General features: G+C 35.0%; 19 protein-coding genes and 1 tRNA gene. 8 read left to right on the top strand and 12 right to left on the bottom strand.

The window, feature by feature from the left end; all coding sequences use genetic code 11:
* Positions 1-28 precede the first annotated feature (28 nt).
* From ABS768_RS06930 to ABS768_RS06910, 5 genes are read right to left on the bottom strand one after another with little or no spacing between them, the layout of a single operon-like run.
* The gene (locus tag ABS768_RS06930; RefSeq protein WP_408074225.1) at positions 29-508 is read right to left on the bottom strand and encodes a thioredoxin family protein; all 480 of its coding nucleotides are present in this window, start codon (positions 506-508) and stop codon (positions 29-31) included.
* Between the two features lie 36 nt (positions 509-544).
* Positions 545-1,006, bottom strand: a complete 462-nt coding sequence (locus tag ABS768_RS06925; protein ID WP_408074224.1) for a thioredoxin family protein — start codon at positions 1,004-1,006, stop codon at positions 545-547.
* A 43-nt stretch (positions 1,007-1,049) separates the two neighbouring features.
* The gene (locus tag ABS768_RS06920) at positions 1,050-2,915 is read right to left on the bottom strand and encodes a peptide MFS transporter (RefSeq protein ID WP_408074223.1); all 1,866 of its coding nucleotides are present in this window, start codon (positions 2,913-2,915) and stop codon (positions 1,050-1,052) included.
* An 8-nt stretch (positions 2,916-2,923) separates the two neighbouring features.
* Positions 2,924-4,474 carry a peptide MFS transporter gene (locus tag ABS768_RS06915; RefSeq protein ID WP_408074222.1) on the bottom strand — a complete coding sequence of 517 codons (1,551 nt, stop codon included), beginning with the start codon at positions 4,472-4,474 and terminating at the stop codon, positions 2,924-2,926.
* A gap of 1 nt (position 4,475) precedes the next feature.
* Positions 4,476-6,641 (bottom strand): S9 family peptidase, encoded by a 2,166-nt coding sequence (locus ABS768_RS06910; RefSeq protein WP_408074221.1) that lies wholly within the window; start codon positions 6,639-6,641, stop codon positions 4,476-4,478.
* Between the two features lie 175 nt (positions 6,642-6,816).
* On the opposite strand from ABS768_RS06910, the gene ABS768_RS06905 reads away from it, so the two are divergent.
* The 4 genes from ABS768_RS06905 (at position 6,817) to ABS768_RS06890 (ending at position 10,531) form a co-directional block, all read left to right on the top strand.
* The gene (locus tag ABS768_RS06905) at positions 6,817-8,166 is read left to right on the top strand and encodes a hydroxymethylglutaryl-CoA reductase, degradative (protein ID WP_408074220.1); all 1,350 of its coding nucleotides are present in this window, start codon (positions 6,817-6,819) and stop codon (positions 8,164-8,166) included.
* A complete protein-coding gene (locus tag ABS768_RS06900; RefSeq protein WP_408074219.1) occupies positions 8,147-9,061 on the top strand; it encodes a GYDIA family GHMP kinase in 915 nt (304 codons plus the stop codon). The genes ABS768_RS06905 and ABS768_RS06900 overlap by 20 nt, the downstream gene beginning before the upstream one ends.
* A gap of 255 nt (positions 9,062-9,316) precedes the next feature.
* On the top strand, positions 9,317-9,952 hold the full coding sequence (locus tag ABS768_RS06895) for a helix-turn-helix domain-containing protein (protein ID WP_408074218.1): 636 nt from the start codon (positions 9,317-9,319) through the stop codon (positions 9,950-9,952).
* Between the two features lie 78 nt (positions 9,953-10,030).
* The gene (locus ABS768_RS06890) at positions 10,031-10,531 is read left to right on the top strand and encodes a VOC family protein (RefSeq protein WP_408074217.1); all 501 of its coding nucleotides are present in this window, start codon (positions 10,031-10,033) and stop codon (positions 10,529-10,531) included.
* Between the two features lie 81 nt (positions 10,532-10,612).
* Here the strand turns inward: ABS768_RS06890 and ABS768_RS06885 are convergent, their stop codons facing one another.
* From ABS768_RS06885 to ABS768_RS06855, 7 genes are all read right to left on the bottom strand, one after another.
* On the bottom strand, positions 10,613-12,715 hold the full coding sequence (locus ABS768_RS06885; RefSeq protein WP_408074216.1) for a peptidylprolyl isomerase: 2,103 nt from the start codon (positions 12,713-12,715) through the stop codon (positions 10,613-10,615).
* 101 nt (positions 12,716-12,816) lie between these two features.
* Complete coding sequence (locus tag ABS768_RS06880) at positions 12,817-14,076, bottom strand: hemolysin family protein (protein ID WP_408074215.1); 1,260 nt, start codon at positions 14,074-14,076, stop codon at positions 12,817-12,819.
* A 9-nt stretch (positions 14,077-14,085) separates the two neighbouring features.
* Complete coding sequence (locus ABS768_RS06875) at positions 14,086-14,271, bottom strand: hypothetical protein (RefSeq protein WP_408074214.1); 186 nt, start codon at positions 14,269-14,271, stop codon at positions 14,086-14,088.
* A gap of 9 nt (positions 14,272-14,280) precedes the next feature.
* Positions 14,281-14,838 (bottom strand): LPS export ABC transporter periplasmic protein LptC, encoded by a 558-nt coding sequence (lptC, locus tag ABS768_RS06870; RefSeq protein ID WP_408074213.1) that lies wholly within the window; start codon positions 14,836-14,838, stop codon positions 14,281-14,283.
* Positions 14,838-16,208, bottom strand: a complete 1,371-nt coding sequence (locus ABS768_RS06865; protein WP_408074212.1) for a tetratricopeptide repeat protein — start codon at positions 16,206-16,208, stop codon at positions 14,838-14,840. Before ABS768_RS06865 ends, lptC begins: the two co-directional genes overlap by 1 nt.
* A 20-nt stretch (positions 16,209-16,228) precedes the next feature.
* Entirely contained in the window at positions 16,229-17,494 is a 1,266-nt protein-coding gene (locus tag ABS768_RS06860; protein WP_408074211.1) for a hypothetical protein, read from the bottom strand.
* Positions 17,487-18,221, bottom strand: a complete 735-nt coding sequence (locus ABS768_RS06855; RefSeq protein WP_408074210.1) for a type III pantothenate kinase — start codon at positions 18,219-18,221, stop codon at positions 17,487-17,489. Before ABS768_RS06855 ends, ABS768_RS06860 begins: the two co-directional genes overlap by 8 nt.
* A 99-nt stretch (positions 18,222-18,320) precedes the next feature.
* On the opposite strand from ABS768_RS06855, the gene ABS768_RS06850 reads away from it, so the two are divergent.
* The 4 genes from ABS768_RS06850 to ABS768_RS06835 all read left to right on the top strand — a co-directional run bounded on the left by ABS768_RS06850 (position 18,321) and on the right by ABS768_RS06835 (position 22,555).
* Positions 18,321-18,393, top strand: a tRNA-Phe gene (locus ABS768_RS06850).
* Positions 18,394-18,654: 261 nt separating this feature from the next.
* Entirely contained in the window at positions 18,655-18,861 is a 207-nt protein-coding gene (locus ABS768_RS06845) for a helix-turn-helix domain-containing protein (protein ID WP_408074209.1), read from the top strand.
* A complete protein-coding gene (locus ABS768_RS06840; protein ID WP_408074208.1) occupies positions 18,858-21,359 on the top strand; it encodes a DNA methyltransferase in 2,502 nt (833 codons plus the stop codon). The genes ABS768_RS06845 and ABS768_RS06840 overlap by 4 nt, the downstream gene beginning before the upstream one ends.
* The gene (locus ABS768_RS06835) at positions 21,359-22,555 is read left to right on the top strand and encodes a hypothetical protein (protein WP_408074207.1); all 1,197 of its coding nucleotides are present in this window, start codon (positions 21,359-21,361) and stop codon (positions 22,553-22,555) included. Before ABS768_RS06840 ends, ABS768_RS06835 begins: the two co-directional genes overlap by 1 nt.
* The last annotated feature ends 1 nt before the right edge of the window (position 22,556 follow it).

Below are 22,556 nucleotides of genomic sequence, written 5' to 3'. Positions count from 1 at the left end.
AACAGGAAAAGGGATTAATATCTTTAATTTATTTTTTTTGTTTTTTACCGTGGTCTAATATAGCATTGGCACCTTCAAGCCAGGCAGAAGCACCACCTCTAACGTAACCTGTTTTACCAAGCTGTTTCAGTACTGGTTTTTTATCTTCTCCTTTTTGTACATCTACAAACCACACTGTTGGATATCCCTGTACTGCAAACGATCTGGCAAGTGAAGCATTTTGCTGCTTCAACTCGGCAGGCTGAGCTGTTCTTTTAGGAAAATCAAGTTCCACAAGAATAACATTGTCTTTAGCCCATTTAGCAAATTCTTCTGTTTTCAGCACTTCTTTTTGTAAACGCATACACCACCCGCACCAATCACTTCCTGTAAAGAACAAAAGCAAAGGCTTCTTGTTTTTTTGAGAAAGCTCCATAGCTTTGTTCATATCAGTATGCCATTCCAGTTCCTGAGCCTGAATAGTAATAGAAGCAAGTACAATAAAAAGTGTTAATAGAATTTTTTTCATGAGCTATTGTATTAGCCGGCAACAACCGGCATTAATTTATTGTTCCTTTAAAGCAGTTTGTAACTGATCAGGAGTTTGTAAACCTACAATAGTATTTATAATTTCTCCTTTTTTATCAAAAACCATCATGGTAGGATATGCCCTAATACTTAAAAGTCTTGCAAATTCATGGCTTGAATTTCTTCCTTTGCGTCCTTCTACAAAGTTAGGGTTAGCATATTTTTTACCTTTATAGTTTACCTCAGAGTTGCCTTCGGCATTAAACTTAACCGCATAGTAATTTTTACTTATGTACTCTACTACTGCAGGGTCATGAAAAGTATGCTTATCCAATATTTTACATGGCCCACACCAATCAGTATAAACATCCATAAAAATAGGTTTGGCTTCTTTTTTCTGAGCTGCCAGTGCCTCATCCATAGACATCCATTTTATTTCCTGAGCCTGTGCAGCTATAGTACCTAAAGCCACAAATAGTATTAAAAGTATTTTTTTCATAAGTATTTATTTTTCCGATTGGATTTCAAAAACAGTGCCGAAGTTATTTAACCCCGTGCATAAGTTTTTTGATAGGCTTATTTAACAAAATTGCCACAACACCTACAATAATGGCAAGTACCATAATTATCATAAAGAATGTACCTATACCTTTTTCATTAGCTATATCAGTAGAGTTTTCACCTATTATACCCGCAACTTTATTTGCAATGGCAATAGCTAAATACCAAACACCAAACATAAAGGCAATCATACGTCCAGGCACTAATTTACTAACATAGGAAAGTCCTACAGGAGAAATACAAAGTTCACCCATAGTATGGAACAAGTACACAAAAACTAACCAGTACATTCCTACTGAAGCAGATGCAGCGCCTGGTTCAATATTCCTACCTCCATATGCAATAAAGCCCATACCAAGACCTAATAAAATCATACCTATACCAAACTTGGCATTAGCAGAAGGATTAAATTTACTTTCCCACCATTTTGAGAATAACGGAGCCAAAGTAATAATAAACAATGAGTTTAATACATTAAACCATGTAGCAGGTATCTCAGTTAATTTTTCGGTTACCTTATCAATTTTTAATGCTTCAAGTGTACTATCTGAAAGATGAAGATAACCAGCTGAATAGAAATCTTTTGTAAGCATCCATATTGTAATAATCCAAATGATAACAAAACTTAGGCTTAAGAAAATATTTGCTAAAGCATAATTTTTAAATGTTTGTTTAAACAACTTAAACAACACCCAAGTTATGATAGCCAAAGGAACAACCGCAATTAGCGTATTAACAACTAAAAATACAAGACTAGCTCCTCCTGTTAAAATACGATCGGTATAATCTCTTGCAAAAATTGTTAAAGTACCCGGCGCCTGTTCAAAAACTACAAAAAAGCAAAAGGTTAATGCTGCAAAAAACGTTACAGCAAGTAACTTCTGGCGAGTAATAGTTGAGTACTGACTTAATCTGTAAGCAAGTAAACCAAAAAACAATAATAAAGCTGTAATAATAGCTACATTAGATAAATCGTGACCTCCTATACTTAAAAAATTAACCGTGCCCTCAGATATTTTAGATGCAGGATCATTTATTACCCACACCAAGCCCAAAATACTACAAATTGCAATTACAGCTAACTGCCACCCTGTAAACGGAACTTTTTTATCCTCATTATTCTTATTTACTTCTTTTTCATCTAATACCGTTGTATTAATTTCTGAAGCATCAGAGTTAGCAAGAGCAATTTCATCAGCCATTTTTGGCTTCAGCCCAATATCTCCAAATATTCTTTGAGAAAAATAAAACTGTAAAAGCCCAAAAAGCATAAAAATACCTGCAAGACCAAAACCTATACTCCATCCAACTTTTTCTCCTAAATAGCCACACAAAAGGATACCAAAGAAAGCACCAGCATTAACACCCATATAGAAAATAGTGTACGCACCATCTTTTTTCTCAGGCTTATCTTTATACATTTCAGAGATTATAGACGTCATATTAGGTTTAAAAAATCCAGTACCAAAAATAAGTAATGTTAAACCTAAGTAGATAAAAAACGGCGTTTCTATAGCCATACTGGCATGACCCAAAGTCATTAAAAAAGCCCCAACAACTACAGCCCATCTGTAACCTATTAATTTATCAGCAAAATAACCTCCCAACATTGTTGAAAGGTAAACTAGAGCTGTATATGAACCAAACAAAGCATATGCATGCTCCTGTGGCCAACCCCATCCAGGATGTGATCCTGTTATTGAAGCTGTTAAAAACATTACTAATAATGCTCGCATACCGTAATATGAAAAACGTTCCCACATTTCGGTAAAAAACAATACAAATAATCCTGCCGGGTGGCCTAATACATTTGTTTTAAAAAAGTCATTCGTTGTTGTCGTCTCCATCAAATTAATTATGTAGTTGTTTCAATAGTATTATTAGTAATTTCTGTTTCGTTATCCTCAACACCGTGAGTAAGCCTTTTCAAAGGCTTAAGTAATGCAATAACTAAAAGACCAAAAATTACTGTAAAAATTAAAATTCCGGTAAAAATAGTCAATTCACCAAACTCAGAGGCATTTTCACCTACAATTCCTGCAACTTTATTACCCAGTCCAGTAGAAGCGAAGTAAAGCCCCATCATTAATGAAGCATATTTTGCAGGAGCAAGTTTAGTAACAAAAGAAAGCGATACAGGAGAAGAGCACAATTCTCCTACAGTATGGAATAAGTATGCAAGCACTAGCCAATACATAGCTGATTTCCCTACTGCTTCATATTGCATAGACGCAAATACCATAAACATAAAGCCTAACCCCATGATTATAGTACCTGTTGCCATTTTAAATAAAGAAGAAGCCTCTTTTCCTTTTAATTTCCTTTTAGCCCAGAAATTAGCTATACCAACTGCAAATATCATAATAAAGCCTGCATTAAGACTCTGGAAAGCCGTTGCCGGTATAGTAAATAACCCAAAGAAATCCCTATCTGTTTTTTGTTCGGTGTACAAACTCATTAATCCTCCTGCCTGTTCAAAAGCTCCCCAAAAAACTATAACCAATGCAAATGAAAGTAGTATAACCATAAAACGGTCTTTCATAACCTGAGTAGTCAGGTCTTTATAAATCATCATTACAAGCCCTACCACAAGAGTCAAAAATACAAACAACACCCCATAAGCCCAATTATCAATACCTTCAAAACTAAACCCAGCGTATATAGAGAACGCTAATAAAACTAATACAATAAGTAAATGCTTGGGCGATTTAAACAACTGCACATAAAAACTGCTTAGGGGTATTATACTCTTCTTCTCTTCTACTGTTGGTGCATTACCCACATGAACAAGAAATTTTTGCCCCCAAAGATAAATTACCAAACCAAGTAGCATACAAATACCTGCCATACCAAATCCGTAATGCCAGCCATATACTTCACCAACAAAACCTACTGATAAGGTCGCAAGAAACGAACCTGTATTAATACCTATGTAAAATATACTAAAACCTTTATCTCTCCTAATATCATTTTCACCATACAGGCCTCCCACCATTGTTGATATGTTAGGCTTAAGCATCCCAACACCGAGCACTATAAGACCTAAACCTGTATAAAATGCCCAGTCTTGCTCAATTGCTAAAACACCATGACCAAAAACCAGAATAATAGCTCCAACAAGCACTGATTTTTTCTGACCAATATAACGGTCGGCAATCATCCCACCGGGAATAGACATAACATATACCAGCATGGTATACCACCCATAAAGCATTAAGGCCCTTGAGTTAGACCATCCCAATCCAGGATTATCGCCCATAGCTTCCTCTGCCATATATAAGGTTAATAACGCACGCATTCCATAGTAAGAATAACGCTCCCACATTTCTGTAAGAAATAGAATAAATAGCCCTACCGGATGTCCGAAAAGCTCTTTTTGGTAAGGTTGTTTTTCTAATGTTGCCATATTATAATTTCTCTTTAATAAAGTTGGTCATTTTTGTAAATAACTGAAGACGTGTCGCCCCTCCATAAATTCCGTGATTCTTATCAGGGTAAATAGCCCAATCAAACTGTTTATTAGCCTGAACTAACGCTTCCACCATAAGCATGGTGTTTTGCACATGTACGTTATCATCGGCAGTACCATGTATAAGCAGGTAAGAACCTTCCAGCTTACTTACGTGGTTAATCGGAGAGTTATCATCATATCCTGATGCATTTTCCTGCGGCGTTTGCATATATCTCTCGGTATATACCGTATCATAAAAGCGCCAGTTAGTTACCGGAGCCACTGCAATGGCCATTTTGAACACATCGTTCCCTTTAAGAATACAGTTTGAAGACATAAAACCTCCAAAACTCCAGCCAAATATACCTATTCTGGATGCATCTACATAATCATAACGACCTAATACTTTTGCAGCATCAATTTGATCTTCCACTTCATATTTCCCAAGTTCCTTATAGGTTACTTTTTTAAAGTCGGCACCTTTAAAACCGGTACCACGACCATCAACACAAGCCACAACATAACCTTGTTGCGCCAGCATAAGAAACCAATAGTCATTATAACTGTTCCATTTGTTAGCTACCTCCTGAGAACCCGGACCGCTATATTGATACATGAATAGCGGATATTTTTTTGAAGAATCAAAGTTTGCCGGTTTAATTATCCAGGCATTAAGCTCATGCCCTTTATCTGTTTTAATGGTAGTAAATTCTTTTGTTGGAAGATTATAGTTTGCTAATCTGTCCTTAAGAGCATTATTATTAGCTATTTCTTTTACCTCTTTACCATTTTTAGCATTTAATAAAGCATAAGAAGTTGGCACCTGAGCACTTGAAAAACTATTAATAAAATATTCAAAGTTAGGACTGAATGTAGCATCGTTAGTCCCTGTTTTTTGCGTAAGTCTGGTTTTATTTTTACCTGTTAATGCAATTCGGTACACATCACGGTTAATAGAACCGTTTTCTACCGACTGGTAAAATATATTTCCGGTTTTTTTATCAAAACCATAGTAAGCTGTTACTTCCCAATCCCCCTTTGTTACCTGACGAATTAACTTACCGGTTTTATCATAGTGGTAAATATGATTATAACCATCTTTCTCACTGGTCCAGATAAAACTGTTATCATTAAGGAAAGTTAAGTTATCAGTAATATCCACATAAGCCTTATCTGTTTCATGAAGCACAGGGGTAACTTTCCCCGAATTTCCGTTTACAAAAACTAAATTAAGATCATTTTGATGCCTGTTAATTAACTGAACACTTAATGTTTGTTCATCATTAGTCCATTTAATTCTTGGAATATAGTAAGCATCAATATTCGCAAAAGCGATTTTTTGTGTAGTATTATTTTTCACATCATAAACATGAAGTGACACTTTAGAATTATTCTCTCCCGCTTTAGGATACTTAAATGAATATTGTTGAGGGTAAAGTCCGCCCTGATAAATATCCATTGAAAACTCCGGCACTTCGCTTTCATCAAAACGGATGTAAGCAATTTTGTCTCCGGCAGCATTCCAGTCGTAAGCTCTTACAAAAGCAAATTCCTCTTCATAAACCCAGTCGGTAATACCGTTTATCACAGCATTTTTAACACCATCTGTTGTGATTTGTTTTGTAGTCCCCGTAGCCATATCATAAACATACAGGTTATTGTTGTAGCCATAAGCTACTTTAGAATTATCTGCAGAGAAGGTAGGTTCCTGAACTTTATCATCACTAAGCCTTACCAGCTTTTTGGTAGCGATATCATAAATAAAATAATCGGCCACAAAAGAATGCCTGAAAATTTGCTCCGAATTAACTGCTATCAGTACTTTTTTCTCATCCGGACTAAAAGTATAGCTGTCTATACCGTCAAGCTCGCTAAAATCTTTTGAGCTGATAATAGTACTGACTTTTTCCAGTGTTGCAAAATCATACAAATCGATTTGCCCACTACCCCATCCACCATTCAAAACGGTATACTGGTTAGTGTTTTTCATGGCTTCCAGCGAATACATTCCTTTTGTTCTGAATGCTCCGCCCCAAATCTCTTCGAGGGTTATTTTTTGCTGACCGAGAACCGGCAAACTTAACAGTAAAAATAAGTAAAGTGACTTTTTGATATTTTTCATTTCATACATGGTAAAAAACTTCCAATTTTAGTAAAATTTTATGAGATAACCCTGCTTTTTTTTGTTAAATGAAATTTTCATGTATAATTACTAACAATATCGCACCTATACTTTTTAGCATTTACACGTGTTAAAATGTATCTTTGCAACCTGTAATTACTTTAAGACACTGAAAATGAGCAAGGCTATAGCTGGTTTTTCAAAACTGACTAAACAAGAAAAAATTAACTGGATTGCAAATGAATATTTTACCAATCCGGCGGTGGCTGTTTCACTATTAAAAAAATACTGGAACAATGACGAAAACCTGCAAAAACTACACGATGAGTTTATAGAAAACACTATTACTAACTTCTATCTTCCGTTAGGGGTTTGTCCAAACTTCAATATCAACGGAAGGGAATATACCATCCCAATGGCTATTGAAGAAAGTTCGGTAGTTGCTGCGGCATCAAAAGCTGCAAAATTCTGGGCGCAGCGTGGCGGTTTTAAAACTATGATACTGGGCACCGAAAAAATAGGTCAGGTTCACTTTATATACAAAGGAGACAAACAAAAGCTAACAGCCTTTTTCAACACAATAAAGCCCCAGTTTTTTAACGAAACTGAGAGTATCACCAAAAACATGCAAAAGCGTGGTGGTGGTATTACAGATATTGAACTAAGGGATAAAACCGAATCGTTAGACAACTACTACCAGCTTCATGCTACTTTTGAAACTAAAGACAGTATGGGAGCCAACTTTATAAACTCCTGCCTGGAGCAGTTTTCTAAAACACTTAAAAACGAAGCATTACAGCATAACGACTTTACCGAAGACGAAAAACATATCGAAACGGTAATGAGCATACTTTCCAACTATGTACCTAACTGTGTGGTTAGAGCAGAGGTTTCATGCCCTGTAGCCGATTTAAGTGAAGGAAACAACATAGACCCTCAGGAATTTGCCGAAAAGTTTGTGAAAGCAGTTAAAATAGCGGAAGTTGAACCATTTAGAGCTGTAACCCACAATAAAGGAGTAATGAACGGCATCGATGCAGTAGTTGTAGCAACAGGCAATGACTTTAGGGCTGTTGAAGCCGGAGTTCATGCCTATGCATCTAAAAACGGGACATACAGCAGCCTGTCGCACGCTAAAATAGAGAATGGTATTTTCACTTTTTGGATGGACGTGCCTTTAGCTTTAGGAACTGTAGGCGGACTTACAACACTACATCCGTTAGTTAAGTTTTCACTCGAAATGCTGGGTAATCCAACAGCTAAAGAGCTTATGCAGATTGTAGCTGCTGCCGGACTGGCACAAAACTTCGCAGCACTTCGATCGCTTACTACTACCGGAATCCAGCAGGGCCACATGAAAATGCACCTGATGAACATACTGAACCAATTGGAAGCTAACGAAAGTGAAAAGCTACAAACCGTTAAACATTTTGAACAGAATACCGTAACTCATGCCGCAGTGGTAGACTTTATAAAAGATTTACGCAAAACAACAGCAAGCAACATTGAAACAGACATTTTATAGTAACGGAAAACTATTAATAACAGGAGAATACACCGTACTTGACGGTGCAGATGCTTTTGCACTGCCCACCAAATACGGTCAGTACCTGCATGTAAAGAAAGAAGAAAGTAAATCTGTTAAATGGACTAGCTTTGATGCTGATAAGAGTATATGGTTTGAAGGCGCTTTATCTTTCAGCGATATAAAAGAAGGTAAAACAGAAAGCATAAACCCTGTTACCCAAACACTGGTAAAAATACTGCATACGGCAAACAGTATGAATCCGGAAATACTATTGGGTTCAAAAGGATTTGATATTACAACAGAACTGACCTTTCCAAGACACTGGGGACTGGGAACTTCATCAACACTTATAAATAACATAGCACAGTGGTTTGCCATTGATGCTTTTATTTTACTCAAAAACAGTTTTGGCGGTAGCGGTTATGATATTGCCTGCGCGCAAAATAACACACCTATTGTTTACAATGTAAGTACACCAACACCAACAGTAAAGAACATAAGCTTTAAGCCCGAGTTCACTAACGACATCTATTTTGTTTACCTAAACCAAAAACAAAACAGCCGTAGTGCCATTACTGCCTATAATGAAAAGAAAAGCAACATAATCGCTACTGTTAATCAGATAAACAATATTACACAGGAGATACTAAACTCTGGAAATATTGAACAATTTATTAAATTACTGGACAAGCATACAGCCATAATGAGTGAAGTACTGGAAACACCTCCTGTTAAAGAAGAATTATTTTCCGACTTTACAGGAAGTATAAAGAGCCTTGGAGCATGGGGAGGCGACTTTGTATTAGCCATATCTAAAAACAACGACACAGCCGCTTATTTTAAACAAAAAGGCTATCCTGTAGTCATACCTTACAAAGACATGATATTATAGATAATGAACACAAAATCTTTAGAAATAAAAGATTTCATAAAAAGAGTTTTGTGTTATCTGTCAAATAATACCGAAGACACCAGTTGCACCTTAATACATACAGATGAATATCCGAAATCTATTGATGCTGTAAAACTAAATTTTCATTTAGTTATTTTATGCAACAAAGGCAACTGTAATGCATCTGTTGGACACCATAATTTTGCTATACAACCATCTTCAATTTCAATTATTCCGCCGCAAACTGTTTTTTCAATGAAGCATTTTTCTGAAGATTTTAATGCCCACTTTTTACTTTTCAAATCTGACTTTGTAAAAAAGGGCTTTGTAAAAAGTGATATTATGGAAGAGTTACTATTTATAAATCCTGATTACCCGCCAATCTTCGACCTGGAAGCAAACGACTTTAACGACACATTATATAAGTTTGAAAAGATAAAACACGAAACCGAAAATCAGTCACCATTTTGCGTTGAAGTTTCCCGTTTGTACGTATTACAAATACTTTATGATTATAACAGAACCTGTGAGATATGCCTGTTAAACTCAGACAAACTAATTAACAGGCAATATCAGGTTGTGTATGAGTTTAGAAAATTAGTTGATAAGAATTTTCATAAACTCAAAACCGTAAAAGAATATGCTGATATAATGCATCTTTCATCTAAATACATTAGTGAATGTATCAAAAATCAAACTGGTGCTTCAGCTCTTAGCTTAATTCAAAACCGAATTATTTTGGAAGCTGAATTTTTATTAAAATACTCACAGCTAACTATAAAATTAATTTCTAATAAATTAGGCTTTACTTCAACATCAGCCTTTTCCCGCTTTTTTAAAGGAATAAAAGGTATATCTCCCGACAACTATCGCAACAAACAGGAAAACTGACAACACAAACCGAATTCCTGCAATTGACTAACATAGCTTTTGTTCTGAATTTTGCTTCATAACTTTTAAATCTATTTTATGAAACAAAAAATATTGAGTGTTATAGCAGCTGCAATTGCAACAACCTTTGTTACATCCTGTAACAAGAAAACGATTTCAGAAACATCTAAAAGCCAAAAAGAAATGAAAGCTATACAATTTAGAATTGCAAGACCTACAAATAACCTTACTGAAGTTATAAAGTTTTACCATGAAGGCTTAGGACTGGATATTTTAGGCCAGTTTAAAGATCATGCAGGGTATGACGGAGTTATGTTAGGAATACCTGATAAAACACATCATTTAGAATTTACTCAACATATTAACAAAGAGCCATTACCTAAACCTACAAAAGAGAATTTAATTGTTTTATATTACGATAAACCTGAGGAATATAAAAAAGCAAACGAACGAATACAAAAAATGGGAATAGCCCCTGTTAAGCCGGAAAACCCATATTGGAAAGGCAAAAGCGAAACTTATGAGGATCCTGACCAATGGAGAGTAATTTTATTCAATGGTGTTTACAATCCAGAATAATGAGCTTCTGCTTAACTCTTAAAAATAAAAAATCCCGTTTTAATAACGGGATTTTTTATTTTTATATGCTTGCTTGTGAAATTACATTTTCACTCGGTTATCTTCAATATCAGCATTCTCTTTAAGAGCACTGCTTATTCTTGAAACAGCAGCAGTTTTCTCCTGCTTTTCAACTCTTGCCAAATAAGAGTTATAGTTAGGAAGCTCAGCTGCTTTTTCAACAGTTTTTGTAGTTATTTTAAACACACCTGACTTACCTACTATAAGACCTGATGTTTTACCGGCCTCAAGAGCAAAAGCAGAACCTACTACCTTTGGCTCAACACCAACTGTAGGAACCATAGCAGAACCTAATGTTACATTCTCTGCAGTAGCAACCTTAGCACCCGATGCCTGCGAAACAGCATCAAGAGTATCGCCAGTCATTTTTTCTTTTATCTTTTCAGCTTTTTTCTCATTTCTGATTATTGGAGCAACAACAAGTCTAGCCTCTTCAACAGGCATTAGCCCTGACTCGTTTACATCTTTAAGTTTTGCAATCACATATCCGTCAGACACATCAAACCTCTTAACAGCACCCGCTTCAGAGTCCTTAGAGAAAGCCCAAAGAACAATACTTCTTTGTGCACCTAATCCCTGAATACTCTCATCACTTGGAAGCAATTTAGCAACATCAACAACATTTACATCAGCCGCTTTTGCAACTTCCTCAAATGGTTTTTCTGTAGCATCAAGCTCAAACTGAGAAGCCTTAGCATACGTTTGATCTCCTGTTTTATCACTTGGACGAATCTCTAAAGCTATAGTAGCAATTCTTACAGCTTCATACTTAGCGTCAACTTTAATAACGTGGTAACCAAAATCAGTTTCAACAACTGCAGTTTTACCTACAGGGCTGTTAAAGATAAACTCATCAAAAGCAGGAACCATTTGTCCAGGAGTGACGTTATCATAAGTACCTCCATTATTTTTAGATCCAGGATCATCACTGTTTTGAGCAGCAAGCACTCCAAATTTTGATGCATCAGCATTTATTTGTTTTAATAAATCATCTGCTTTAGCCTTAGCTTCCTCTTTAGTAATCTCTACAGTTGGAGCGGCTCTCATAGCACCTTTATAAGCAATAAGAATATGGCTTGCTTTAACACTTCCTCCATCTTTCTTGTCAAGCATTCTGGTCACTTTATAATAACCATTCTCCACATAAGGCCCAAAAACTTCACCTTTAGCTAAATCAAAAATATCATCAGCATGATCTTTTGGAAGGTTCTTTTTCACTACATAAGTAGAATCATATTTGATATCTGAATTTGAATTAACAAAATCAGGAACCTCTTCAAGCTTCATATCTTTAAAACCAGGAAGAGTATCATTTTTACCGTCTCTGTATTCTACTCTTGAATTTATAAGAGAATTGATTCTTTCTCTAATCTCAAGTTCATCTTCAGCAGAAGCCTTATCTTCTATCTTAACATACTGAATAGAGCGTGTAGGCTGAGATTTATATTTTTTCTCGTTCTTTTTCATATAAGCAACAATCTCATCGTCTGAAACAGTAATCTCATCATCATTGATTGTTGAGAAAGGAACATAAACATAATCAAAAGTAACTTTATTGTTTTCTGCCTCATATCTGGCTTTAGCATCATTGTTTGTTGCTACATATCCAGACTTAACCATGGCAGTATATATTTGTCTCATGGCAGAAGCCTCTACAACAGGCGTGTTTCTTTCCATTGACTCCCACATTTGCGGATTTGTGGTTTTCATGTTTACAAGAAACTCATTGAACTTAGCTTTGTCAAACTGACCTGCAGCATTAAGAAATTGAGGATTTTGAGCAACTTGAGGATTTTGGGCATACATATTAATAACATGCTCCTTACCTACTCTTAAGCCTGCCTGCTCAAATCTTTCACCAAAAAGGATTCTGTCTACTTCCTGACTCCAAACCGCATTAGATGCCTGAGTTGGAGATATCCCCGGCTGTCTGCTTTCCAGATCATTTACTTTCTCTAAAAATTCCTGTACAGGTATATCGGTACCATTAACACTACCTATGTTTCTGGTAACGCCAAACCCGCCGCTTTTGATAACATCACCTATCACAAAAGCGAAAAGACAAAAGCCAATAACAAGTATCAGTATAAGCGAACGCTCCCTAATTTTTGATAAAACTGCCATTTTAAATGTTGTTAAATTTTATTTCAGTGGGCGAAAATACAATTATCTATTTAATAATAAAAGTCGTTAAGTTATATTTTCGGATTAAAATGTTAATTTTTTTATTTCTGTTGTAACGGAACAAACTTAATAAGCTCAATCTTCTTATTAGACGCCATTTCTATAAGAATTTCGAAATCATCAAACTTAACACGTTCCCCCGTTTTAGGAATCTCTTTAGTATTATAAACTACAAAACCTCCCAGTGTAGAATAGGAATCACTTTCAGGTATCTCCAATCCATATTCCTCGTTAACATACTCCACATCAAGCCTTGCAGAGAAAAGATAAACACCTTCTCCCAGTTCTTTTTCTACCAACTCTTCTTCTTCATCATGCTCATCCTCTATCTCACCAAAAAGCTCTTCAATAATATCTTCAATTGTAACAATACCCGATGTACCTCCGTACTCATCTATCACCACAGCCAGACTTTTCCTTTTTTTGGTAAGTATATTTAAAAGCTCTTTTATATAAATCGTACCCGGAACATACTCGGCAGCTATCATCATTTGCCCTACTGTTTTCGGCTTTTTAAAAAGTTCAAACGAATGTATATACCCAATGATATTATCCAATGACTCACGATATACTATCATTTTAGAGTACCCGGTATCAACAAACAAATCTTTAAGTTCCTGCACAGTATCGTTTATCTCTACCGCTACAATTTCGGTACGCGGAGTCATGATATCCCTCGCCTTGAGATCAGAAAATTCGAGTGCATTCTGAAATATCTGAATTTCAGAGTCCACCTCTTCCTGCTCTTCCACACCATTCATTTGTTCGGTTATATAATGCCCTAATTCCCCACGGCTAAAGTACCCCTGCTGTTTATCACCACTAGTCCTAAATACTTTTATCAGGATAAAATCAGATACATGTATAACAAATTTTGAAGCCCACGAAAAAACACAGTAAAAAGCATAGGCTGGCAATGCAAAAAGCTTAATAAGCTTATTGGCATACACCTGAAAAAATACTTTTGGTATAAACTCGGCCGTAAGAAGTATTATAAAAGCCGATATAATTATTTGTAGTACTATAGCCGAAGCCAGCGAAAACTGCATTGGAGCAAGCCACCCCATTACAACCCCACTCATGTAGTAACCGTAAATTACCAGACAAATACTGTTACCTACTAGCATAGAGGTAATAAAACGTGCCGGTTTTTCTGTAAGTTTGGTAAGTATCCTGGAGAGAAACGAAGTTTGTTTCCTCTCTACACCAAGGTAAATTTTATTTGACGACACATAGGCTATCTCCATTCCCGAAAAAAACGCGGAAAGCAATAAGCACACTATGATAATTGTCGCTTCCATAAGCGTTTATTATTTACCCCTGTTTTGAAACTTTTTGATTTGGCTTTTCCTGAAGAAAAACATAAAAATACAAACAGCAACAATCGCAAAAGACATATATGGCGCTTCCCCTTCCTGTATCCTCATAACACCATCATACACAAAAAAAGCGGCCACTATTAGATAAAGATATGCTGTAAACTTAAAAATTCCCATTTTTTATAACTATTCAATATTATCCACATTTCCTTCTCCGGAATTCTGTTGTGCATTAATAATGCTGAAATCCTTATTGAAGTCTATACCCGGGCCTTCATAATAACGCCCTTCCTCATCTGTAAATTTAAAATTTTTCTCGGTATAAAACCACTCATTTTTCTGATCGTAGTATAGCTGCTGTGTTTCCAGCCTTTTACCGTCATGCGAAGTAATTTTAACATTACCCTGCAAATCTATCAACTGAGTCTTATTATAGCTAATAGCATAATCCGACTCAATAAAGGTTTTATTCCCGTTTTCATCGAGCATAGTAACATGAACTCCTTTTGGAAACTCGTTAAAGCCATAATCAAGATTTGAAAAATCTAACATGAGGGGACTCTCCAGTATTGCCTTAAGCTCACCTGAGTCAGTATACTTTAAATTTATATCTTCAGATTCGCCTGCCGGGGAAAAAGCCACAGCATTCATCATCTGAACGTCTCTCAGGTTACTTTCGCAAGAAGCAAACACTACTGCTAAAAGGCCTATACAAATAAAAGCTTTACTTTTTAAAAGCATCATTATTTCACTTTTGGAACAGTAACTGTTTCATTAATCCAGCAGCCGTAAACAATTTCATCTCCTTTTCTCTTACCGGCTTCTTTCACCTCATCACGATTAGGCAGTCTCTTTTCATAATTTTCTATCATGGAAGCAACTGTACCTTTATACTTAACATCAGCCTCTTCTGCTTTCTTCACAGTATCAATTGCAAGCCAAAGTAATGCTTTCCTTTCAAAGTCAGTAATATTACATTCTTTTGTTACCGAAGCATACATCTCGGCCAGTAAAATATAGGCACGGGCTTTTTTAGGATTAGCCTTAACTGTTTTTATAATATATTCTTTGGCTCTTGCTTTATCTGAGTTTCTTAATATCCCGGCTACTTTATAGTATACCTCAGCTTTCTGATCAATATCTGTTTCAAGCTGAGCCGATTTATCAAAATATTCGGCAGCACTATCAATATTATTTTTTCTAAGTTCGATAGTACCCATATTAAAAGCCGATTGAGCCGAAGGCTTTAACTTATACAAAGTTGCAGCACCTTTCGCTAATATTTCCGACTCGTAACATCTGTTTAAGAACATTACGTTAACCAAAGCCTCCAGCCAGTCACTGTTTTCTTTGTTCTTTTCAAAATTGGCTGTGTAATATTCTTCCAGCCCTTTACAACTGAAATGCTTTGATGACTGCCTGTCTACATTTTCACCCACAGCAGTAAGCACATCAATATTTTTATTTGCCCTCGCCAAAAAATCTTTCTCTTCCTGAGTAAGCGGCTCGGTTTTTTCTTTAACCTTTAATTGATTTTGCCTATCGGCAATTCTATTCTTAGCATACATTACCTGAGTGGAAATCGCCCCAAACTTTTCGGTAAAATCAGTTAGCGTAATTTCCTGTCCGGCTTCAAAACGCTTAAGATAAATATTATAGTAAGTCTCTATAGCCCTGTAATCAGTATAATCATGAGGTTGTAATACAAAAGCAGCATCAAGCGCTTTAAAGACCTCTTTCTCGTCTGCCAGCCTGTAATCATTTTGTATTAAAGCCTTATTGATACCATTACCATTTTTAGCTTTAGGGAAGTTTTTATTATGCAACTGATATACCCCAAAAATACTATCGGCAAACTGCTGTTTCAACTCTTTAGTCTGAGCCGATTCTATTTTATATACCAAAGCAGTTTCTGCCAGTGTATATAGTTTTTCATCAACATTAGGGCATTTTTTTACAAGTCCGCCAAACTCCTGCAATGCATCATCATATTTCCCGGCCTTTACAGTTTGCTCAAAAACAGCAATTTGCTCTTCACATTTTGAAGTTTGCTGCGCTACAGCTGTAAAAACCGAAGCGATAAATAAAAAAGCTGTTAGATTTTTCTTTATCATAAATGACACATTTTTAAGTATTAGTTAAACTTACGCTTAACAAACCATTTTTCATTAAACGATAAACCTACATGCAGGTTAAAATAATTTTCCTGTATTAGTCCGGCGTTAGTAGTACCACGCTTACCAAACTCAAAGCCTATGTTAAGGTTAGACCCTCCAATACCACTTCCCAGCGGCAAACCTAAACCAAAACTTACACCAAGATCTATTATATCTTCACCATTCAAAACAAGGCCTGTATTTTCATATCTCATACCCGCCCTGTAGGTAACCCTGCTCAAATAACTGGTAAACGAATTGTATTTAGGAATAAAATATCCGCCTAACGACATTCTGTACGAACTTTGAAACGAAGCATCAGATACGTTATCAAACCTATTACCAAGCTCGTTACTTTCCTGAGCAGTATATTGCGCCCCTACAAACCATTTTCTCTCTACACCAAATCCTGTACCAATACTATATGCCGAAGGTAATTTTACCTTTTCATCAAAACTTGATTCATCAAGTGCGTCAATAGTAGTTTCTGCACCACTGTTCGTATAAGAAACCACTGCTATATTACGTGTTACCGAACTGTTTAAGGTAGTTGAAGGTGTATAAGTAGCAGCTGTATACCATGTAACACCGCTTTCAAAACGGGTTTGATATGTAGCTCCTAAATTAAACGATGCACCACCATAGTGAGAATCATTACTCTCTCTTGTAGGATATTGCACATCTGAAACGGCTATTATAGATTTCGTTTCAATATTACCAAAGTTGTACTGGATTTCGGCACCCAAACTAAGTTTTGGAGTAACAGCATAAGAAGCCGCTGCAAATACCCGGTTCAATCCACCTTTACCATTAAACCTTCTGTACCTCTCTAAACCATCATTACCTACAGACGAATTATCCAGCTTATAACCTACCGAAGTAATCGGCATTAAACCAAAACCAACACCAAACTTATTATTTACAGGAATCCCTATTGCAATATAGTTAAATGTAGTCCTGTTAGCTTTTTCATTAGCTTCATCTGTTTTTAAAGTGGTAGCCGAAGTGTTGGCCCCTACCGTAAAAGTGGTGAATTTTAAAGCGGCATAACCCGAAGGGTTTTGAAGATTGATATGAATACTATCTCTTAGTATCCCTACACCTCCCATACTTATATTCTCTACAGTACCTTTAAACTTCCTGTCTCCCAGGCCGTAGTATGAATATGGTGACGAATTACTCTCTTGTGAAAATATTACCCCCGAAGAAAGAAGGAATATACCTGCGATTATCTTTTTAATCATTGTTGGTTTTATATATATACAAATTGTTCAAACTTTCCAGTAGAAAATTTGAATTGGCAAATATGGTGTTTTTTAATCTTTTAGCCAAAAATTCAGCATCTCCTCCTGTTAATATAACCGTTAAATCTTCATAGTCCCTACTGTAGTCTTTTATAAACCCCTCAATTTCATGCAAAAAACCATTCACAGCCCCCGAATGCATTGAGGCCGAAGTAGAGTTCCCAATATAGTTTAACGGCTCTTCAGGATATAACAACGGAAGTTTAGCGGTAAAATTATGCATGGCATCATAGCGCATTTGCAATCCCGGAGCAATAGCACCACCAAGGTAGTGATTGTTCCTGTCTATAAAATCGTAGGTTATACAGGTTCCGGCATCAAGTACAAGCCTGTTTTTATCGGGATATTGCAGTACGGCACCTGCCGCAAGCACCATCCTATCGATACCTAAAGTAGACGGAGTAGCATATTTATTTGTAAACGGAAACAAAAAAGTATGGCTTACCACCTCAACACGGGTATATTTTTTAAGTACACCTATTACTTCTTTTTCCTTTTCTCCTACCGAAGAAAGGATGGAAACCTCAATTTTTTCATATTGATGAAAAATTTTTTTAATTTTTTTTTCGGCCTCGTTTTTCTCAAAAACAAATTTCTCTTTCAAGGCATTCACCTCAAACACAGCGGCTTTAATTTTTGTATTACCTATATCTACGGCTAAAAGCATTTTCCTTTTGTTAGTACGGCAAAGATACAAATTGATTTTTTTTGATTTTTGTTTTGGATAATATAAAAATGGTTCTATATTTGCACCCGCAATGACAACGGTACCTTAGCTCAGTTGGTAGAGCAATGGACTGAAAATCCATGTGTCCCTGGTTCGATTCCTGGAGGTACCACAAGAAATAAAAAGAAGCCCTTGATTATCAGAAAGATTATCAGGGGCTTTTTCTTTACACCTAAAAAATGGTCATATTAATAGAATATAATTCTTATATTCAAGAACAATCTCGAAACTAAATCCCCCTTGCATCTACTTAACAAATAGACTACACCTACACCAACAAATAAGCATGTTAATAAATAATTGATATAATTTTTATCTCATTTTACAAGATAAAAACTCCATTAATTAACTTTAGTCACTTAAATTTTGGCAAATGAACCGGATTAAAAAAGTATTAGACGAAAGAGGAATTAAACAAACCTGGCTCGCAAATAAATTAGGGAAAAGCTATAATATGGTAAATGCATATGTTCAAAATAGGCAACAGCCAAAACTTGAACTTCTATTTGAAATAGCTAATATTTTAAATATCGAAGTAACAGAATTATTAGAAAACAATAAAGAGAAAAGTAAATTATGAATAAAGAATTGACAGTACTTTCAGAGATTAGTGATTTTCAAAACACGCCTCCTTCTGAAGCTAATAATTACACACACGCTATACACCCCTATCCAGCAAAATTCATACCTCAGATACCAAAAAAAATCATAGAAGAGTTTTCTAATGAAAGACACACTATACTTGACCCATTTTCTGGATCTGGCACCACTCTTTTAGAAGCTAAAATAAAAGGACGGGATTCAGTAGGATTTGATATTAATCCTATAGGAGTATTAATAAGTAGAGTAAAATCCCATTGTTATACTTCTGATCAATTTAAACAGATTGAAGAAATATTAGCTGTAATTGCTCGTAGAGAAAATGAAACAAATACTTCAAAACTCTGGATTCCAAAAATCCCTAGAATAGAGCATTGGTTTAAAAAAGAGGTCATACAGGCACTATCTATTATTGTGGATGAAATTAGAAAAATAAAAGATATTGATATTCAAAGATTTTTCAATCTATGCTTATCAGGAATTATCGTATCTGTATCTAACCAAGAAAGTGAAACAAGATTTGCAGCTAAATCTAATAACTCTAATTTCAAAGGTGTTTTTGCTTCTTTTAAAAGAAAAGTAATAGTTAATAAAGAAAAACTTGAAGAATTATGCGGAAATGAAAAATTTAGTAGAAGTTCGTGCTTAATTTACCTTGAAGATTCAAGAAATATTTCGGAATCATTACCAGAGAACTCTATCGATCTTGTAATCACTTCCCCTCCATATGTAAACAGCTTTGATTATTATCTTTATCATAAATTTAGAATCTATTGGATTAGTTATCCAGAAAACAATGAAGTTATTGACATAACGGAAGTTCAACAAAAAGAACTTGGTTCACGCTATAAATTTTCAGGAAAAAATGCTCCAGATATTAAAATATTTAAAAAAGAAATGGTTGATTGCTTTAAAAGTGTCCACAAAGTAACCAAACCTGGTAAAATGATTTTTATTATCGTCGGAGACTCTATAATCAAAGGAGAGTTTATTAAGATGGATGACTTTTACAAAGAAGTTTGCCAAGAATCTGGCATGAAATTTATAGGGCTAACTTCTTACAAGATGAAAAATGCAAGCCGTTCTTTTATTTCTCAGAATACATCCAGTAAGCATTTTGAGCAAAAACAGACACACGTTCTTGTTTTTCAAAATGGTTCAAAAATAAAACGCGATGAGTCAGATATAATATCTCAAAATGATTCCGATACAGTTTATACAGAGGTGAGCGAGATACCTCTTGACATTGAAAATCAATCTTCAATTATAATTAAATCAAATAATGTAACTAATTACACTCACGGTCTAATTAAATATCCCGCTAAATATATACCTCATATTCCAAGATGGGCAATTTTAAAGTATTCACAAGAAGGTGATATGATTTTAGACAATTTTATGGGCTCAGGAACAACGAACTTAGAGGCTACAATACTAAATAGAAAAAGCATAGGATTCGACATTAACCCAGTGGCTGTATTGACATCGCGAGTAAAGACAACACCTATACCTGTTATCCGATTAAATTCGGAATTAGAATCCATTCTTGAAAAACTTAAATCAATTAATTTAGATTCACACGATATAATAGATTTTCCTTTAAAAGAATTCTGGTTCGGAGTAAAAGAGTTGGAAGATTTTTTTAAAATAAAAAAAGCAATAAAATATGTAAAAGACGATGAAGTAAAAGATTTTTTCCAACTTACTCTGTACTCCATAATAAAGAAAATTTCATTTTTAGATGAAAGTCAGTTAAAAGTAAAAAGAGATCATCAAAAGCTTTTGAATGGAAATAAAAACGCACAGGAGTTATTCAAAGCTCAAGCTATAAAAAACATAAAATCCATGTCTTCATATATGAGGATAATTGAAGAAAAAAAGCTTAAGCCTCAAACACAATTCTTTTTAACTTCTTCAACAGAAACAGTAACTAATATCATAGGAAATGTAAATCTGATAGTTTCATCACCTCCTTATATAAATGCCATGAACTATCCAATGGTCCATAGATATGAATTATTACTTTCAGGCTTGATATCTCCCGAAGATTACATCTCCCATCAAACAGAATATATAGGTACCGAAAGAGTATATGCAAATCAGTATAATGTCTTACAATTATTCAGAATGCCCGGAAATGATTTTACAGAACTAAATTTGAAAATATCAAATATTTTTGAAAAAGAAAAAAAGAGAGCATATATTGTTAAAGCATATTTTGAAGACATGAAAAATACAATTCAAAAAGCCTACGACTACCTTAAAAAAGGTGGAGTTTATGTTATTGTTTGTGGTACAAACCAAATCAAAGGAGAATTTATTGACACATGTTCTATATTAGGTGAAATCGGAGTGGAATTAGGATTTAAAAAAGAACTGGAATTCAAATATAAAATACAAAAACATCGTTTTAAAATTACGAGACATTCAACCGGAAAAAAAATAGATGAAGATAAAATTATAGTACTTAGAAAGTAATGGAAAAGTTCAATTTATACTATCATGGTGAAAAAAGCAGGGGTTTAGCAGAATTTCTTAAAAAATTTTCAGCTCTTACCAATTATTCAATTAATGTAAATATAAAATCACTACCCAATGGAAATTCTGGGAAAGAATTTGCTTTACTCCCAAGATCTTTAAGAAAGTTACTTTTCTTTGGGCATCCTGATGTTATTCTAACTTACGATAATGGGATTGAAAGTGAAAAGACAATATTTGCATGGGAAATAACAGATGCTAAACCTGCGACAGATCACTGGATGCAAAGGTTTCCTAGTTTAGTAGGCGCTTGTGAATTAGGCATTCCCAGTGTGTTTATAATGAGATATGAGAGTGACACCAATAAATGGAAAGGTAAGCTTAACTCAGAGTTCTTTTACGCCTATGATCGTGTAATGGAAATTCAGGAAATCCCAATATATTTAGCTGATTGGTGTCCAAATGAAAAAGGAGAATTGAGTGCTGATAAGGACTATCCTGACGTACCCGATAGAGATAGTTTCTCGATGAAAGATACCATTAAATTTTTAAACACTACTATTGACTATGCAATACACGGCAAGGATTTCAAAAACTTAATAAAAGAACGATTAATCGTCGATTTAAGGAATAAGCATAGAATTAAAATTTCAGAAATCCCACACCCTGGCAACTATAACAGATTAAAGCATTTATCAAATGAAGGATATGTTGATTGGCAAACGGTTGTCAACTATATTGAAAATGAAAAGAAGCTAAAAATACCAAGTTTACCAGAAAGAATTCCTTTAAGAAATAAAAGCTTAGTTTTTTTACCAAGACTTACTAAAACTAATAGAGTCTTAAAAGAAACATTAATGGATCGGATTCATAAAAAAAATGGTAATCCCTATAACGGAATGCCATTAGCTTTTGACTTTTTATTTTGTCGTTTAGGAACGACAACTTATGACAGGGATGTGAATTTATTAATTGATTTATCTGAACTTTCTTTCGAAGAGTTTTCAGTATACGCAAGAAAGGTTCACGATTCAAGTCCAATAGGAAAAAATACACTCCCTAAAGAAAGTGAAATACCTAAATATTCACTTCATCTTACAGAAGGATATACTCATGAAATTAAAGATTTTATAAGGCAATATTGCTACGCAGCTGATATAATTATCTTAAAAGATATTGTAATTCCCTTTAGATAAT

This window comes from Flavobacterium rhizophilum (assembly GCF_046000485.1).
GTDB lineage: Bacteria > Bacteroidota > Bacteroidia > Flavobacteriales > Flavobacteriaceae > Flavobacterium > Flavobacterium rhizophilum.
This window is presented reverse-complemented; position numbering and strand designations above follow the sequence as displayed.

What these genes read in the sequence shown, in the direction of transcription:
- ABS768_RS06930 (WP_408074225.1), bottom strand. Translation starts at nt 508, where the DNA reads ATGAAAAAAATTCTATTAACACTTTTTATTGTACTTGCTTCTATTACT.
- ABS768_RS06925 (WP_408074224.1), bottom strand. Translation starts at nt 1,006, where the DNA reads ATGAAAAAAATACTTTTAATACTATTTGTGGCTTTAGGTACTATAGCT.
- ABS768_RS06920 (WP_408074223.1), bottom strand. Translation starts at nt 2,915, where the DNA reads ATGGAGACGACAACAACGAATGACTTTTTTAAAACAAATGTATTAGGC.
- ABS768_RS06915 (WP_408074222.1), bottom strand. Translation starts at nt 4,474, where the DNA reads ATGGCAACATTAGAAAAACAACCTTACCAAAAAGAGCTTTTCGGACAT.
- ABS768_RS06910 (WP_408074221.1), bottom strand. Translation starts at nt 6,641, where the DNA reads ATGAAAAATATCAAAAAGTCACTTTACTTATTTTTACTGTTAAGTTTG.
- ABS768_RS06905 (WP_408074220.1), top strand. Translation starts at nt 6,817, where the DNA reads ATGAGCAAGGCTATAGCTGGTTTTTCAAAACTGACTAAACAAGAAAAA.
- ABS768_RS06895 (WP_408074218.1), top strand. Translation starts at nt 9,317, where the DNA reads ATGAAGCATTTTTCTGAAGATTTTAATGCCCACTTTTTACTTTTCAAA.
- ABS768_RS06890 (WP_408074217.1), top strand. Translation starts at nt 10,031, where the DNA reads ATGAAACAAAAAATATTGAGTGTTATAGCAGCTGCAATTGCAACAACC.
- ABS768_RS06885 (WP_408074216.1), bottom strand. Translation starts at nt 12,715, where the DNA reads ATGGCAGTTTTATCAAAAATTAGGGAGCGTTCGCTTATACTGATACTT.
- ABS768_RS06880 (WP_408074215.1), bottom strand. Translation starts at nt 14,076, where the DNA reads ATGGAAGCGACAATTATCATAGTGTGCTTATTGCTTTCCGCGTTTTTT.
- ABS768_RS06875 (WP_408074214.1), bottom strand. Translation starts at nt 14,271, where the DNA reads ATGGGAATTTTTAAGTTTACAGCATATCTTTATCTAATAGTGGCCGCT.
- lptC (WP_408074213.1), bottom strand. Translation starts at nt 14,838, where the DNA reads ATGATGCTTTTAAAAAGTAAAGCTTTTATTTGTATAGGCCTTTTAGCA.
- ABS768_RS06865 (WP_408074212.1), bottom strand. Translation starts at nt 16,208, where the DNA reads ATGATAAAGAAAAATCTAACAGCTTTTTTATTTATCGCTTCGGTTTTT.
- ABS768_RS06860 (WP_408074211.1), bottom strand. Translation starts at nt 17,494, where the DNA reads ATGATTAAAAAGATAATCGCAGGTATATTCCTTCTTTCTTCGGGGGTA.
- ABS768_RS06855 (WP_408074210.1), bottom strand. Translation starts at nt 18,221, where the DNA reads ATGCTTTTAGCCGTAGATATAGGTAATACAAAAATTAAAGCCGCTGTG.
- ABS768_RS06845 (WP_408074209.1), top strand. Translation starts at nt 18,655, where the DNA reads ATGAACCGGATTAAAAAAGTATTAGACGAAAGAGGAATTAAACAAACC.
- ABS768_RS06840 (WP_408074208.1), top strand. Translation starts at nt 18,858, where the DNA reads ATGAATAAAGAATTGACAGTACTTTCAGAGATTAGTGATTTTCAAAAC.
- ABS768_RS06835 (WP_408074207.1), top strand. Translation starts at nt 21,359, where the DNA reads ATGGAAAAGTTCAATTTATACTATCATGGTGAAAAAAGCAGGGGTTTA.